Genomic DNA, 14,927 nt, shown 5'->3' with positions numbered 1-14,927 from the left:
AGACGGTCAGAAGCTGTAACGCATACCCACCTGGAAGGTGCGGGTCGGGAACAGCACACGGGAAGGCCTCTCGAAGTTCGGGTTGGGGTTCGTCGCCGAACCCGTACCGCCGTCGAAGCCGGTGAAGTTGTCGAAGTTGAACACGTTGATGGCGTCCAGGTAGAGCGACAGCTCCGAGCCGCCGAACTCAAAGTCCTTCGTCAGACGGAGGTCCAGGTTCCGGTAGGCGAAGGAGTTCGGGATGATGAAGTTGAACTGCTGCGGACGTCCGTGGTTCGGGCGATAGACGAAGTTGGGTCCGCGTCCGTCGAACACGTCGAACGGCACGCCCGAACCCAGCGTCAGGATGCCCGACAGCTGGAAGTCCCACGGCAGATCGACGATGCCGTTCGCCACAATGCGGTGACGCTCGTCATTGTCGGCAGGACGGACGGGCGAGCTTTCGATGCTGAAGCAGTCGAAGCAGAAGGCGTCCCGGCCGCCGTTCTGTTCAGCCTCCGACCAGGTATAGGCGACGTTCAGGCCCCAGCCGGAGTCGGGCGTGTAGTTCTTGTCCAGCTTGACGTAGAGGGCCCGGAACTCGCGCTCCTTGTTGTGGTCGGACGCGAAGTAGCCGCGATAGGGGTTCGTCCCGCCGGGGCCGCAGAAGCCGCCATTGTCGCCGAAGCCGCCGCCGTCGTTACCGCGTGTGGGTTCGCGGCAGCGGGTGACATAGGCCCAGGTGAACTCGTTTTCGGTCTTGCCGTAGGCGAGGGTGAATTCGCTCTGCCAGTCGCCGAAGCGCTGACGAAGACCCAGGTTGAACTGGTCCGTCATCGGCGGTTCGAAGTCGTTCGCCAGCAGGAAGGCTTCGCCCTTGCCCGGGATGTTGGCGAAGACGGGATCAAGCCCGGCGGCGGTGCGGTAGGACTCCTGCCACAGCACCGGATCATCGGATTCGCCCGGGAAGTCCGTGCCCGGTCCCGGATCGCGATCCTGTCCAGCCGGACGTCCGCGCGCGGGATTGGTGGTGAAGAAGGCGTTCTGGCGAATGTCGAACGGCTTGACGATCTCGTCATAGGAGAAGTTGAAGTTGACCCGGTCGTAATACCGGCCGGCGCCGCCGAAGATCACCGTCGCGCGATCCCCGAACACGTCATACGAGAAGCCGATCCGGGGCTGGAACGCGCCGGCGAACGGATCGCGGTTGTTCCCGGTCGAGATGTAGTCGGCCCTGTTGAACCAGCTGGGCGCATAGCCCGCCGGCTTGCCGCCGTCGGTCGAGGCGATCCACTGGTCCAGACCCGCCACTACGCTGGCCGGCGTGACGTAATCGTTGTTGTTGGCGTTCGTCTCGTAGTCCCAGCGGATGCCGAGGTTCAGTTCCAGCTGATCGGTGATCTGCCAGTCGTCCTGGGCGTACAGGCCGATGACGGTGTTATCGAGATCGACCTCCGGGAACGACCGGCCCAGTTCTACCCGGTAGGGGACGGTGGTGCTGCCGCTTAGTTCGGGCCGGCCGTCGACGTCGTAGTAGAACAGCGGGTTCCGGCCGAACTGCTTGTTCACTTGATAGTTCTGCAGCGAAACCTTGGCGCCCAGCTTGATGGTGTGGAAGCCGTTGAACTCGACGTCGTTGAACGTCAGGTCGTCGCGGAAGGTGAGCGCGTTGTCGTGGATGTCCTGGGTGCTGTCCCGGCCGCCCGCGTTGAAGACGGTGATGCCGCCAAAGTAGTCGGGCTGGAAGCCCGGGGCCGGATTGGTGTCGGTGAACACCCGGTAGTTTTCGCCCAGATCCGTGAAGTTCGCAGCGCCCGGGTTGTAGTTGTAGTCGCGGTAGTCGACGGCGAATTCATTCAGGAACGAGTCCGTCCGCCATTGGTAGCGGAGATTGCTGGTCAGGGTCGTTTGCTGAAGGTTGTTGGCGCGGTCGACGGAGGTCGGGCCGTTGCCGAAGTCGCGCAGATCGGATTCGTCGCGATAAGTGACGCTCCAGTCGACCAGGTGGCCGTCCGCCGGCTGCCAGCTAAGCTTGCCGAAGAACAGATCTTCCTCGAACGGCGCGGCGAAGGTCCCGAGCTCGGGCCCGAACTGGGCGACGAAGCGGGGGTCCTGGAGGTCGAGGCTGACCGTGCGGGCGCGGTTTTCCTGCTTGTGCTCGTATGTCCCGAAGAAGTGCAGCGTGTCGCGGATGATCGGGCCGCCGAGGGCGAAGCCGTACTGCTGGACTTCCAGATCGACCTTGGGCTGGTTGTTCTGCTTGGCGTAGTAGTCCTGCGAGACCATGTTCTGGTCGCGGTAGACTCCGAAGATCTCGCCGTGGAACTCGTTGGTGCCCGAGCGGGTGACGGCGGTGATGATTGCCGAAGAGGCCTGTTCGTACTCGGCCTTGAAGTTCTGGCTGACGACCCGGAATTCCTGGATGCCGGCCTGGGGGAACGGGTTCCCGCGGCTGTCGTCCTGGCCGATGATGCCGCCGCCGATAACGTTGGACTTCAGGCTGGCGCCATCGATGAAGGCGTTGATCGACTCCGCCCGCTGGCCGCCTGCGGTGATGGTCTGCTCTTCCTCGTTCAGCGACAGCCGGACGCCCGGCGCCAGAGCCGCGAAATTGAGGAAGTTGCGGTTGATCTGCGGCAGGCCGTTGATCTGCTGCGTCGTGACGTTGGTCGCGTTCTCGGGCGTGCGAACCTCGGCCAGTCGACGGCCGGTGACGACGACGTCGCCCAGATCCGTGGCGTTGGGGTCGGTAGCCACGGCCACCGGCGCGCCGACGGCCAGATCCAGATCGCCGACCTGACCGACGCCGATGGTGACGACGTCCGAGGCCGTTTCACCATCCGCCGTGGTCACCGTCACCTCATAGGTGCCGGGGCGCAGGCCCGACAGCACATAGCCGCCGTTGGCGTTGGCCGTGGACCGGGTGGTGAAGCCCGACGAGGTGTCGCGGGCCACGATCGCGGCGCCGGCCTCGGCGACGCCGTCATCCGTCACCGACCCGCGGATCGTCGCGGTCGTGACCTGGGCCGAAACCCCGCCGGCGCACGCCAGCGAGACGGCGAGAGCCAGCGCCGAGGCAGCCCCCATGTAGTGGATCGATTTGCGGTTCATCAGGATTTCTCCCCCTTCAGAGACGAATCAGCGTCGGCGCGAAGACGCCCGCCGGATGGTTTTGCTTGGGACGCCGTCGGTTGGCTGGACGGACGCACGACCAGTTCGGGCCGTACGACCTCGCATGCGGTGTCGGCGACGGCTTCGCCCGCTGCGTTGATCAGACGGACGACGCGCTCGAGGGCGCTGCGTCCGGTTTCTGCGATCTGGATTCTCAGTGTCGTCAGGGCCGGCCGAACGAGGCTGGCGATCGGCACGTCGTCGAAACCGACGATGGCGACATCCTCGGGCACGCGCAGGCCCGCGTCCTGCAGGGCCAGCATGGCGCCGACGGCCATGTTGTCGTTGCCGGCGAAGACCGCGTCGGGCCGGGCGTCACCCCTGGCCAGCAACTCGCCTGCGTCGTGACCCGAGGCCTGGGTGAACGCGCCCTCGACCACCGTCGTCGGCAGACCCGCCCTGGCCATGGCCTCGAGATAGCCGGCAAGCCGCGTCTCGGCCTCGAGGTTGCCGGTGGGGCCCGAGATGTGGGCGATGCGCCGGCGGCCGGTGGCGATCAGGTGTTCGACCGCCTGTACCGCGCCGCCGTGGTTGTCGACCACGATCGAGGGCCGGCTGGCGTCCGCGCCGCCGTTCATCAGCAGGATCGGCGTCCGCCCGGCCAGACCCGCGGCCAGGTTGGCGGCGTCCAGATGGGGCGACAGGACGATCAGGCCGTCGACGCGTCCGCGCATGGAGCGGATCGCCGCCGAGGCCTCCTCCGCATCGTCGTGCGAGCTGGAAACGATCAGGTGATAGCCGACCGAGCGGGCGGCGATGTCCATGCCGCGGATCAGTTCGGAGAAGAACTCGCCATACAGGTCCGGCAGGATAACGCCGATCGTGTGGGTCTTGCTGGTGGACAGGCTGCGGGCGCCCGAATGCGGCACGTACTGCAGGGCGTCCGCCGCCTCCAGCACCTTGGCGCGGGTCGCCTCGGTGACCGGGCCGGCGCCGTTCAGAACACGCGAAACCGACGCCACAGAAACCTCGGCGCGCTCGGCGACATCGCGAATCGTGGCGGCCTTCATGCCGCCGCCGTCGCGCAGATTCGTGGGGCCGCCCTGGGCGTCAAAATGCATCCTCCCTGGGATTTTCCAGCCCCGGCCCGCTTGGCGCGGGTCCGTCCGAAAAAACCGTGTAACCGATTACATGACACACTAGTCAGGCGCCCCGCAAGTGCCCTAGTTTGGTCACACGGAGGTTGTGCCGGCCGAGGTACAGGGGTACCGACCACCGGAAATCGCTTCCGCCAGTCCGCGTTCCAGCTCTTCGAGGCTTCTCCAGATGACTTCAGAAAACACAGGTAACTATCGGTTTCCCGAAGGTTTTCTGTGGGGCGCCGCGACGGCCGCCTATCAGATTGAAGGCTCCTCCATGGCGGACGGCGCCGGGGCGTCCATCTGGGACCGGTTCAGCCATACTCCCGGCATGATGCTGAACGGCGACACCGGCGACGTCGCCTGCGACCATTACAACCGGTGGCGCGAGGACATCGATCTGATGACCCGCCTGAACCTGCAGGCCTACCGGTTTTCGGTCAGCTGGAGCCGGGTGATTCCGGAGGGCCGCGGGGCCATCAACCAGAAGGGTCTCGACTTCTACGACCGGCTCGTCGACGGCCTGCTGGAGAAGGGCATCGAGCCGCTTTGCACCCTCTATCACTGGGACCTGCCGGCGGCGCTGGACGATCGCGGCGGCTGGCTAAACCCCGACATTTCCGACTGGTTCGCCGACTACGGCCAGGTCCTGTTCGAGAAGTTCAAGGGCCGGGTGAAGACCTGGGGCACGATCAACGAGCCGTGGGTCATCGTCGACGGCGGCTATCTGCACGGGGCGCTTGCCCCCGGCCACAAGTCGGCCTTCGAGGCCATGATCGCGGGCCACAACGTGCTGCGCGCCCACGGCGCCGCCGTGAAGCGCTTCCGCGAAACGGGCGAAGGCAAGATCGGCATCGTCCTCAACATCGAACCGAAATACAGCGCCTCGGACAAGCCCGAGGACGAGGCCGCGCGCAAACGCGCCGAGGCCCAGATGAACCGCTGGTTCCTCGACCCCCTGATGGGCCGCGGCTACCCCGAGGAACTGAAGGACGTCTACGGCGAGGCCTACCGCGAGTTCCCGCAGGAAGACTTCGACCTGATCGCCCAGCCAACCGACTGGATGGGTCTGAACTGGTACACCCGCGCCGTGCCGGAGAACGCGCCGGACGCCTGGCCCGTCCGCGCCCGTCCGGTGAAACAGATCCAGCACGCCCACACCGAGACCGGCTGGGAGGTCTACCCCCCTGCCCTGACCGACACCCTGGTCTGGCTGCACGAACAGACCAACGGCCTGCCGCTGATGGTCACCGAGAACGGCTCGGCCTGGTATGACCCGCCCCACGCCATCGACGGCCGCATCCACGATCCGATGCGCGTTGAATACCTCAAGAACCACCTGAAGGCCCTGCACGACGCCATCGGCAAGGGCGTCGACATCCGCGGCTACATGGCCTGGTCGCTGCTCGACAATCTGGAATGGTCGCTCGGCTATTCGAAGCGGTTCGGCATCACCCACGTAAACTTCCAGACGCAGGAGCGGACCATCAAGGATTCCGGCCTGCTGTACGCCGAGGTGATCAAGAGCCACGGCTCGGTGCTGGACACCCTCTAGGCGAACGCCTCAGCGGATGCGGGCGTAGTAGGCCTCGATCAGGTCCAGCCGGTCCGCGAACGGGATGGGCTTCGCTTCCGGGCCGTCATTGGTGAACTCCAGCAGACGGTCCCGCTGCGCGCCGAACTCTGGCCAGACGGGTCGCCCGGCTTCGTTGGGATCGCCCGTCGTCGCGAACCGCGTCCAGTAGTCCGCCATGGCTGTCGCCGCCCGGTCGTCCCGCTCCGCCATGGGCCGGCCGACCGTGTGCAGGTTGTCGAAGACGTATGGCCGCTCTGATGCGTGCGTGGCCCCGCCGCTGGGCTCGGGGTTCGAGTCAGGGACCACGTCGAAGCGATAGAGATACGTCGGATGGCCGTTGCGGGCGTGCAGCCGCGCCAGATGCCGCGCCGGCTCGTTGAAGGCCAGGTCGCTGACCACATGGGCGCGATAACCGTCCTCGCCGCCATAGGCCGCGTACAGATCGACCCGTTCCTGCGAGGTCAGGGCGTCGTCGATGGCGCCATAAGGGCTGATCTCCGAGGGCCGTATCCACCAGAACTCGGCGCTGTTCGTGCCGATGATCATCGGCACCGGCGCCTCGCGCCCGGCGGCGAAGGCGGCCTCGACATCCTCCGTCACCACCTGGCCGTCGATCACCAGATTGTCGCCGCCGTAGAAGTTTGGCGCCGGCCTCAGCAGCGCCTCCGCTGGAACGGCGCGCAACTGGGCCGCGGTGGTCGCCCCGACGCTCTGCGCGAAGCCGACGCCCCGATCCTGCAACGACGGCCCGCCGATGGCTGAAGGCGCGTCCAGCGGCACGCCGGAGTCCCGTCCCAGACCCGACTGCACGACGGCGCGGTGAAACAGTCCGCGCGCCTGTGGCGAGATCATCAGCCGGGTCACCGCCGCGCCGCCCGCCGACTCGCCGAAGACGGTGACATTGCCCGCGTCCCCGCCAAAGGCCGCCGCATTGTCGCGCACCCATTCCAGCGCCGCGACGATGTCCATCATGCCGTAGTTGCCGCCCGGCTCGCCGCGCGCCCGCTCGGCCGCCAGCGCCGGATGGTCGAAGAAGCCCAGCCGCCCCAGACGGTAATTGACCGTGACCACGATCACGCCGCGTCTCGCGAGGTTCGCCCCGTCGTAAAGCGCCGCCGTGCCGGAGCCGTTGTTGAACCCGCCGCCGTGGATCCAGACCATCACCGGCCGCGGCCCGGCCCGTTCCACCGGCGTCCAGACATTCAGCGTCAGGCAATCCTCGCTCATCGGCAGCGGGCCGACACCGGGGTCGCCGTTCGCCGGCGGCTGGATGCAGATGGCGCCGACCTGCCCCGCGTCCCGCTGGCCCTCCCATGAAGTCGCAGCTTGCGGCGCCCGCCACCGCAGCGGCCCGACCGGCGCGGCAGCGTAGGGCACGCCCCTGAAACTGCTCACGCCATCTTCGGCCCGGCCGATGAGAACGCCCTGTTCCACAACGGCGCGGGGATCGGGCGTGGTGGTCCGGCCTGGGGTCATGATCAGGGCCGCCGCGAGGAAAAACACCAGAGACATGGACCGACACTAGCGCGACGCCCCGCCATGTCTCAAATAGCAACCGTTGGTCGCTTGTTTCGACGAAGTGAACCAATGATGGATCAAGGCGTTATGGCCCGGATTGGGGTGAGGCTGTATTGAAGCAACTGGCGGAATCGGGCGGCCTGGTGGTCGATCTGGCGGATGCGTTTGACGCGTCGCCGAACCCGTATGTGCTGTTGACCCCCGACCTGCGCATCGCCGGCGCCAACAAGGCCTATCTGGAGGTGACCCGCACCGCTCGCGAGGCGATCATCGGCCGGCCCCTGTTCGCCGCCTTCGATTCCGGCCCCGGCGACGATGCGCCGGAGAACGTCCGTCAGGTGAAGGCCTCGCTGGAAAAGGCGCGGGACACCCGGCAGCGCGATCATCTGGCCATGGTGCGGTTCTCGATGCCGGGAAAGTCGGACGGCCCGACGCCTGTCTTCGAGGAGCGCGTGTGGAGCGCCACCCACACCCCCATCCTGAATGCGGCGGGCGAGGTGATCTGGCTGCTGCAGCACACCACGGACATCACCGAGCTTGAACAGCTCCGTCAGGGCACCCGCCACCGCAAGGCGAGCGCCCGCACCCTGGACGCCATCGTCGGCGGCGGCGTGCTGGCCCGGGCCCGAGAGGTGCAGGAAGACAACCGGCGTCTCGCGGAAGAGCGCAATCGCCTGCAGGACATGTTCATGCAGTCGCCGGGATTCGTTGCGGTTCTGGCCGGTCCGGACCACGTCTTTGAATTCTACAACGACGCCTACCGCCGGCTGATCGGCGATCGCGAGATCCAGGGACTGCCCACCGCCGAGGCCCTGCCCGAGGTCGTGGGCCAGGGCTATATCGACATGCTGGACAGCGTGTTCGAAACCGGCGAGCCCGTGCAGGGACAGGCCAGTCTGGTCCAGTTGCAGCGCGCCGCGGGCGAAACCCCGCAGGACGCCTACGTCGACTTCTTCTACCAGCCGATCCGCGACCCTGACGGGACCATCATCGGCGTTTTCGTTCAGGGCCACGACGTCACGGAAGGCGTCCGGGCCGCCGAGCGCCAGAAGCTGATGATCGACGAACTGAACCACCGGGTGAAGAACACCCTGGCCACTGTGCAGTCGATCGCCATGCAGACCGCCCGGTCGCATACGGATCCCAAAACCTTCGCGGAAGGCTTCCAGGCCCGGCTGCTGGCGCTGTCGCACACTCATGACCTGCTGACCCGCAGCCACTGGGAGGGCGCGGATCTCGCCGCCGTTCTGGAACATGAGACCGAGGCCCACGGCGCCCATCGCGTGACGCTGAACGGCCTTCCTGTGGCGCTGGGACCGGCCTCGGCCCTGTCGCTCGGCATGATCTTCCACGAACTGGCCACCAACGCCGCCAAATACGGAGCCCTGTCGGCGCCCGAGGGCCGGGTGCTGGTCGACTGGTCGGTCTCGAACCAGGCGCGTCCGGTGCTGCACCTCAGCTGGCGCGAGATGGGCGGGCCGCCCGTCCTCGAACCGGCGCGGCGCGGGTTCGGCAGCCGGCTGATCGAACGAAACGTGCGCCACGATCTGGCGGGCGAGGTCAAACTCGATTACGCCAGTGAAGGTTTCAGTGCGGACTTTTCGATTCCGCTCGATCGCGGGACAAATTCATGAGCGCACCTCTGGACGGCCGACGGGTCCTTGTTGTCGAGGATGAGTCCCTCGTCGCCATGCTGCTCGAAACCATTCTGGAAGACATGGGCTGCACCCCGGTCGGGCCGGCGTCCAACATCGACGACGGTATGGCCATGGCCACGGACGGCCAGCATCTCGACGCCGCCTTGCTGGACGTGAATGTCGCCGGCCGTCAGGTCTTCCCCGTCGCCCAGGCGCTGAAAGACCGGGGCATCCCCTTCGTCTTCTCCACCGGCTATGGCGAAGGCGGCCTGCCGGACGAATGGCGCGGCCAGGCGACGATCCAGAAGCCCTTCACCGAGGCCGCCGTCCGCGACGCCCTGATGAAGGCGATGGGCGTCGAACTGGCCTGAGTGGCTAGTGGCTAGTAGCTGGTGGCTAGTTTGATCGCCGTTCGCTGACGGCGGAACGGCGGCGCAGACCGCGCCCTCGCACCGACGCTGGCCAGCCACAAGCAACTCCCTATCTCCTCAGGTCCTTCAGCACGGCCTTCGCCGCATTGTGACCCGGGGCGCCGGTGACGCCGCCGCCCGGATGGGCGCCGGATCCGCACAGATAGAGGCCCGGGACCGGCATCCGGTGATCAGCGTGGCCCAGTACGGGCCGGGCGCTGAACAGCTGGTCCAGCGACAGCCGGCCGTGGAAGATGTCGCCGCCAACCAGCCCGAACCGCCGCTCCAGATCGCGCGGCCCCAGCGCCAGCCGCCCGACCACCGAGGCCTTGAAGCCAGGCGCATGGGCGTCGACCGTATCGATCATCAGATCCGCCACCGCGTCGCGGTGCTCGTCGGCCAGATCAGGCGAGACATGCTGGCAGAACAGGCTGGCGACGTGCTGTCCCGGCGGCGCCAGCGTATCGTCCAGCGTTGACGGAATCAGCATCTCCACGATCGGCTTGGAAGACCAGCCGTTCAGCCGCGCCTCCGCATGGGCCCGATCCATGTAACCAAGCGTCGGAGCGATGATGACGCCCGCCGTCAGATGGTCTCCCGCGCCCGGCAGCGCCGTGAAGTTCGGCAGTTCCGACAGCGCCACATTCATGCGGAATGTGCCGGAACCCGACTGGTAGGCGCCGATCCGCTCGCGGAAGTCCGCCGGAACCACCGCGTCGTCCACGAACCGTTCGAACAGCAACCGCGGATGCAGGTTGGACACCACCGCCCGCGCCCGGACCACGTCGCCGGCTTCCGTGACCGCCCCGACGGCCCTGCCCTTCTCTGTCAGGACCGAGGCGATCGGCGTATCCAGCCGCACATCGACGCCGGCCTCGGCGCAGGCCGCGGCCATGGCCTGGGTAATGGCGCCCATGCCGCCGATGGCGTGACCCCAGACGCCCTTGCGCCCGTTCACCTCGCCGAAAACGTGATGCAGCAGCACATAGGCCGAGCCCGGGGTGTACGGGCTGGCGTAGTTGCCGACGACGCTGTCGAAACCGAACAGGGCCTTGATCGGATCGCTCTCGAACCAGCCGTCCAGCCAGTCGCCCGCCGACTTGGCGAACAGGTCCAGCAGGTCACGCCGCCCCTGCGTATCCAGCCCCGCCGCCTGTTTGCCCAGCGACGCGCCCTTCAGCAGTTCCGGCAGCATGGCCATCCAGCCGCCATCCACCATGTTGGGCGGCGCCTTCAGGATCCAGTCGCGCAGCACCGAGGCCACCACCTCCAGCCGCCGCTCGTATTCGGGCAGCCGCTCCGCGTCCCGCGCCGAGAATTTCGCCAGCTCGCCCTGCGTCCGCCCCTCGCCCGCGAGGAAATACCGGCCGTCGTCGAAGGGCAGGAAGTTGGACACCTTGCGCTCGACCACCCGCAGGCCGTGCCGTGCGAGCTCCAGATCGGCGATGATCTTCGGGTTCAGCAGGCTGACCGTGTAGCTGGCGGTCGAGTTGCGGAAGCCCGGGTGGAACTCCTCGGTTACCGCCGCCCCGCCGACGACGTGCCGCCGCTCCAGCACCGTCACCTTCAGCCCGGCCTTCGCCAGATAGAAGGCGCAGACGAGGCCGTTGTGGCCCCCGCCGAGAATGACGATGTCGGTTTCGATCTGCGCCATGTTTCCTCCCGCTGGCTGCGGTCTATCACGCAGGCGGCGAAGGGGAAGGCTCATCCTCCGGCCGGTGCACCAGCGACACCAGCACCACGCTGATCATCATCAGCAGGAACCAGCTGCCCAGCTTTTCGATCGAGACCATATGCCAGCCGTCGCTCTGGGACGGATAGACCCACGCATTGGCGAAGGTGGCGATGTTCTCGGCCAGCCAGATGAAGGTCGCCACGAGGAAGAAGCCCAGCAGGAACGGCATCCTCCGCCGCCTCCGGTCCGGCGTGAACCAGAACCAGCCGCGCCCGAACAGCAGGGCCGTCGCCGCGAACAGGCCCAGCCGGATGTCCGGCAGCCAGTGATGGGCGAAGAAGTTGACGTAGATCGCCGCCGCCAGCACCCAGGTCGTCCACAGCGGCGGATAGTGGCTGAACCGGATGTCGAATATCCGCCAGATACGGGCGATGTAGCTGCCGACCGCCGCATACATGAAGCCCGAGAACAGCGGCACCATGCCGATACGCAGGACGCTGTCCTCCGGGTAGATCCACGATCCGTGCTGGGTCTTGAACAGCTCCATGATCGTGCCGACCACGTGGAAGACGAAGATCACCCTCGCCTCCTCCCAGCTCTCCAGCTTCAGCGCCAGCATGGCCCCCTGTATCGCCAGCGCCCCGACGACCAGAAAGTCGTACCGGCTGACCGGCGCGTTGTCCGGCCACCACAGATGCGTCGCCAGCAGCAGGGCCAGCATCGCCCCGCCGAACAGACAGGCCCACCCCTGCTTGATGCCGAACATCAGAAACTCGAAGCCGTACCGGCTCCAGGCGGCGCGGTCGGCCCATGTCTGCAACCGGCCCAGCCAGTGACGGCCCCATGTCTCGAGCGGAAGGCGGCGCGGTTCGGTCATTCGCTCACCCTCGCCGCATTCGCCCGCCCAGGCATGAGCGGAATGTGAGCATTTCACGCGGCGCGTGAAATCACCCCCGGCCGCGGTACGTCGGCACGCCCTGATCCGGCAGCCAGAGTCCCTCGGGCGCCGGTCCCGTCTGCCAGAAGACATCGATCGGGATGCCGCCGCGCGGATACCAGTAGCCGCCGATCCTCAGCCATTTCGGCTGCAGCAGGTCGGCGATCTTCTTGCCGATGGCCACGGTGCAGTCCTCGTGGAAGGCGCCGTGGTTGCGGAAGCTGGTCAGGTACAGCTTCAGGCTCTTGCTCTCGACCAGCCATTCGCCGGGCGCATAGTCGATGACGATGTGGGCGAAGTCCGGCTGGCCGGTCACCGGGCACAGGCTGGTGAACTCCGGCGCCGTGAAACGCGTCAGATACAGGGTCCCGGCGTGCGGATTGGGCACGCGCTCCAGCTCGGCGGTCTCCGGGCTGGTGGGAGCGGCGGTGATCTGGCCGAGCTGTTGCAGGCCTGAGGTGTCGGTGGTCATGGCGGGGATGTAGCGGGTTCGGCCTGCGGCGTCATCTGGTCGCTGGCGGCTGGCGGCTTGCTTCCATTTGCCTTCCCCCGCGACACCCCGCTATCCGTAGTGAAAGACAACGCGGGGAGCTTCGCATGGCCATTCCGGCATCGCTGAAAAACGGACTGAAGCTGCCGGTCATCGCCGCGCCGATGTTCCTCGTCTCCGGCCCTGATCTGGTGGTCGAGACCTGCAACGCCGGCGTCATCGGCACCTTCCCCTCGCTCAACCAGCGCACCACCGAGGGCTATAGGGACTGGATCCACGAGATCAAGGGCCGCCTGACCCCCGACGCCGCCGCCTTCGGGGTCAACCACATCGTCCACCCGACCAATCCCCGGCTGATGGCCGACATGATGGTCTCGGTCGAGGAGAAGGTGCCGCTGATCATCACCTCGCTGGGCGCGGTGCGCGACGTGGTCGAGGCCGTGCACGGCTACGGCGGCGTGGTCTTCCACGACATCGCCAACGTCCGCCACGCCCGCAAGGCGGCGCAGGCCGGCGTCGACGGCCTGATCCTTGTCGCCAACGGGGCCGGGGGCCACGCGGGCGTGGTCAATCCGTTCGCCCTCGTCGAGGAGGTGCGCTCCTTCTTCGACGGGACCATCATCCTGTCCGGCTGCCTGTCCACCGGCCGTGACGTGGCGGCGGCGACCATGATGGGCGCCGACTTCGCCTATATGGGCACCCGCTTCATCTCGACGACCGAGTCCGAGGCCCAGGCCGAGTACAAGCAGATGATCGTCGATGCCGGCGCGTCCGACATCACCTACACCCCGGCCGTCTCGGGCATTCCGGCGAACTTCCTGACACCGTCGTTGATCGCCAACGGCATCGACCCGAAATCCCTGCCCGAGCACAAGCTGGACATGGGTGAGGAGGCGAAGGCTTGGAAGACGGTCTGGTCCGCCGGTCAGGGCGCGGGCGCGGTGCATGACGTGCTGGCCACAGGCGATCTGGTTCGTCGGCTCCGGGACGAATATTCGCAAGCCTGTGATGAATTCGACAAAAAGCGGTTCTAGACCCGGCCCACACGAGAGGCCGACTCACATGCTCCGCACCCTGACGACCGCCGCCGCCGCGGCGACCGCCCTGCTGGCGTTTGCCGGCTCCGCCTCGGCCCAGGACGCCCCCTTCCCGGGCGGCAGCGTGTCCTTCGCCCTCGGCGCCGCGACCGACAACCGCTCCAAGGACGCCTCCAAGTCCAATGGCGAGCCTTACGTCTGGGGTCAGGCGGAATGGGAAAACGGATCCGGACTGTTTTACGCCGCGACCGGATTCGAGACGATCAAGAGCTCGACCGGCTCGGAGCTGGAACTGGAAATCGGCGCGGGCTTCACCCCTGAGGTCGCCGGTTTCGATCTGGATCTGAACGCCACCTTCAAGCAGCAGATGGACGCCAATCCGGGTACGGACGACGACGCCTGGGAGTTCACGGCCGACGTCAAACGCTCCATCGGACCCGCCAGCGGCCGCCTGCGCCTGCAGCACTCGCCGGACGGCACGGGTTCGACCGAGGCCTGGACCTGGTACGAGGCCCGCATCGGCTGGGACTTCACCAGCAAGCTGGAAGCCACAGCCTCCATCGGCCGGCGCGAGCAGGACAACAGCGTCGACTACACCGGCTGGAACGCCGGCTTCACCTACGCCCTGACCGACAATCTGGAAGCCGAGCTTCGCTACCACGCGACCGACGCCGACGTTCCGGGCGAACAATACGCCGACGCCCTCGTCGCCGGGATCAGCATCGCTTTCTAAAACCTCGCGTTTTTGCGGCGAAGCTCCTATCTATTGCTGATGAGCAACCACCGTCCCACGACCCTCGAACGCGCCTATGAACTGGCGCGCGCCGGGGGCTGCCGCACTGTCGGCGACATCAAGACCGCACTTCAGGCCGAAGGCTTCGAACGCATCCAGGACTCCCTGTACGGCCCCACGCTGACGGCCGCCCTGCGCAAGCTGTGCCAGGAACACTATATCGCCACGCCCGACAACATGCCGGATCAGGCAGCGGCCTGGTCGGCCCGAGCCAGGCTTCCGTCGNCAGGCCGAAGGCTTCGAACGCATCCAGGACTCCCTGTACGGCCCCACGCTGACGGCCGCCCTGCGCAAGCTGTGCCAGGAACACTATATCGCCACGCCCGAGGGCGAAGCGGCCGAATAGGCTTGCGGCTTGATTTCGCCGCAACGACGCGTCAAAAGCGTTTTGTCGATCTCTCTGCGAAACGCCACCCTCTGCTTTCGCACTGAGGTCTAGCCGCTCCATTCAGACCCGACAGGCCGCAGGGGCTATTCCCTGGGGCCAACGCTAACGGAGGTCCTGAAAATGGCTACCGGCACTGTAAAATGGTTCAACTCCACCAAGGGCTACGGCTTCATCCAGCCTGACGACGGCGGCAAGGACGTCTTCGTCCACATCTCGGCCGTCGAGCAAGCGGGCCTG

The 14,927-nt window shown here is 66.7% G+C and carries 12 protein-coding genes; 6 read left to right on the top strand and 6 right to left on the bottom strand.

All coding sequences use genetic code 11. The features are described from left to right. Nucleotides 1-6: 6 nt before the first annotated feature. Nucleotides 7-3,090, bottom strand: a complete 3,084-nt coding sequence (locus ASD25_RS05020) for a carboxypeptidase regulatory-like domain-containing protein (protein ID WP_056615109.1) — start codon at nt 3,088-3,090, stop codon at nt 7-9. Next, entirely contained in the window at nt 3,090-4,211 is a 1,122-nt protein-coding gene (locus ASD25_RS05015; RefSeq protein ID WP_235562609.1) for a LacI family DNA-binding transcriptional regulator, read from the bottom strand. The genes ASD25_RS05020 and ASD25_RS05015 overlap by 1 nt, the downstream gene beginning before the upstream one ends. Before the next feature lie 205 nt (nt 4,212-4,416). Between ASD25_RS05015 and ASD25_RS05010 the strand changes: the two genes are divergently transcribed. Beyond that, nucleotides 4,417-5,784 (top strand): GH1 family beta-glucosidase, encoded by a 1,368-nt coding sequence (locus ASD25_RS05010; RefSeq protein WP_056615107.1) that lies wholly within the window; start codon nt 4,417-4,419, stop codon nt 5,782-5,784. A 9-nt stretch (nt 5,785-5,793) separates the two neighbouring features. Here ASD25_RS05010 and ASD25_RS05005 read toward each other — a convergent pair whose 3' ends face one another. Then, nucleotides 5,794-7,317: a carboxylesterase/lipase family protein gene (locus ASD25_RS05005; protein ID WP_056615104.1), complete on the bottom strand. Its 1,524-nt coding sequence runs from the start codon at nt 7,315-7,317 to the stop codon at nt 5,794-5,796. A gap of 119 nt (nt 7,318-7,436) precedes the next feature. On the opposite strand from ASD25_RS05005, the gene ASD25_RS05000 reads away from it, so the two are divergent. Together ASD25_RS05000 and ASD25_RS04995 are read left to right on the top strand one after the other, a co-directional pair. Beyond that, nucleotides 7,437-8,957, top strand: coding sequence for a sensor histidine kinase (locus ASD25_RS05000; RefSeq protein ID WP_056615097.1), 1,521 nt, complete (start codon nt 7,437-7,439; stop codon nt 8,955-8,957). Further along, a complete protein-coding gene (locus tag ASD25_RS04995; RefSeq protein ID WP_056615094.1) occupies nt 8,954-9,331 on the top strand; it encodes a response regulator in 378 nt (125 codons plus the stop codon). The genes ASD25_RS05000 and ASD25_RS04995 overlap by 4 nt, the downstream gene beginning before the upstream one ends. Before the next feature lie 109 nt (nt 9,332-9,440). Here ASD25_RS04995 and ASD25_RS04990 read toward each other — a convergent pair whose 3' ends face one another. From ASD25_RS04990 to queF, 3 genes are all read right to left on the bottom strand, one after another. Beyond that, nucleotides 9,441-11,024: an NAD(P)/FAD-dependent oxidoreductase gene (locus ASD25_RS04990; RefSeq protein WP_056615090.1), complete on the bottom strand. Its 1,584-nt coding sequence runs from the start codon at nt 11,022-11,024 to the stop codon at nt 9,441-9,443. A gap of 25 nt (nt 11,025-11,049) precedes the next feature. Next, nucleotides 11,050-11,922 carry a DUF817 domain-containing protein gene (locus ASD25_RS04985; RefSeq protein ID WP_082572199.1) on the bottom strand — a complete coding sequence of 291 codons (873 nt, stop codon included), beginning with the start codon at nt 11,920-11,922 and terminating at the stop codon, nt 11,050-11,052. 70 nt (nt 11,923-11,992) lie between these two features. Further along, nucleotides 11,993-12,454 carry a preQ(1) synthase gene (gene queF / locus ASD25_RS04980; protein WP_056615086.1) on the bottom strand — a complete coding sequence of 154 codons (462 nt, stop codon included), beginning with the start codon at nt 12,452-12,454 and terminating at the stop codon, nt 11,993-11,995. Between the two features lie 125 nt (nt 12,455-12,579). On the opposite strand from queF, the gene ASD25_RS04975 reads away from it, so the two are divergent. The 3 genes from ASD25_RS04975 to ASD25_RS04965 form a co-directional block, all read left to right on the top strand. Next, entirely contained in the window at nt 12,580-13,506 is a 927-nt protein-coding gene (locus tag ASD25_RS04975) for a nitronate monooxygenase family protein (protein ID WP_056615081.1), read from the top strand. Between the two features lie 28 nt (nt 13,507-13,534). Continuing rightward, a complete protein-coding gene (locus ASD25_RS04970) occupies nt 13,535-14,242 on the top strand; it encodes a TorF family putative porin (protein ID WP_056615078.1) in 708 nt (235 codons plus the stop codon). 568 nt (nt 14,243-14,810) lie between these two features. After that, nucleotides 14,811-14,927: cold-shock protein (locus tag ASD25_RS04965; RefSeq protein ID WP_162252058.1), on the top strand; the 117-nt coding region annotated here is incomplete at its 3' end.

This window comes from Brevundimonas sp. Root1423, from assembly GCF_001426805.1.
Note: the sequence above shows the minus strand (reverse complement) of the source record. Positions and strands in the feature narration are given on the sequence as shown.

Bases quoted from the DNA above. Each gene is read 5' to 3' on its own strand.
- ASD25_RS05020 (WP_056615109.1), bottom strand. From the start codon at position 3,090: ATGAACCGCAAATCGATCCACTACATGGGGGCTGCCTCGGCGCTGGCT.
- ASD25_RS05015 (WP_235562609.1), bottom strand. From the start codon at position 4,211: ATGCATTTTGACGCCCAGGGCGGCCCCACGAATCTGCGCGACGGCGGC.
- ASD25_RS05010 (WP_056615107.1), top strand. From the start codon at position 4,417: ATGACTTCAGAAAACACAGGTAACTATCGGTTTCCCGAAGGTTTTCTG.
- ASD25_RS05005 (WP_056615104.1), bottom strand. From the start codon at position 7,317: ATGTCTCTGGTGTTTTTCCTCGCGGCGGCCCTGATCATGACCCCAGGC.
- ASD25_RS04995 (WP_056615094.1), top strand. From the start codon at position 8,954: ATGAGCGCACCTCTGGACGGCCGACGGGTCCTTGTTGTCGAGGATGAG.
- ASD25_RS04990 (WP_056615090.1), bottom strand. From the start codon at position 11,024: ATGGCGCAGATCGAAACCGACATCGTCATTCTCGGCGGGGGCCACAAC.
- ASD25_RS04985 (WP_082572199.1), bottom strand. From the start codon at position 11,922: ATGACCGAACCGCGCCGCCTTCCGCTCGAGACATGGGGCCGTCACTGG.
- queF (WP_056615086.1), bottom strand. From the start codon at position 12,454: ATGACCACCGACACCTCAGGCCTGCAACAGCTCGGCCAGATCACCGCC.
- ASD25_RS04975 (WP_056615081.1), top strand. From the start codon at position 12,580: ATGGCCATTCCGGCATCGCTGAAAAACGGACTGAAGCTGCCGGTCATC.
- ASD25_RS04970 (WP_056615078.1), top strand. From the start codon at position 13,535: ATGCTCCGCACCCTGACGACCGCCGCCGCCGCGGCGACCGCCCTGCTG.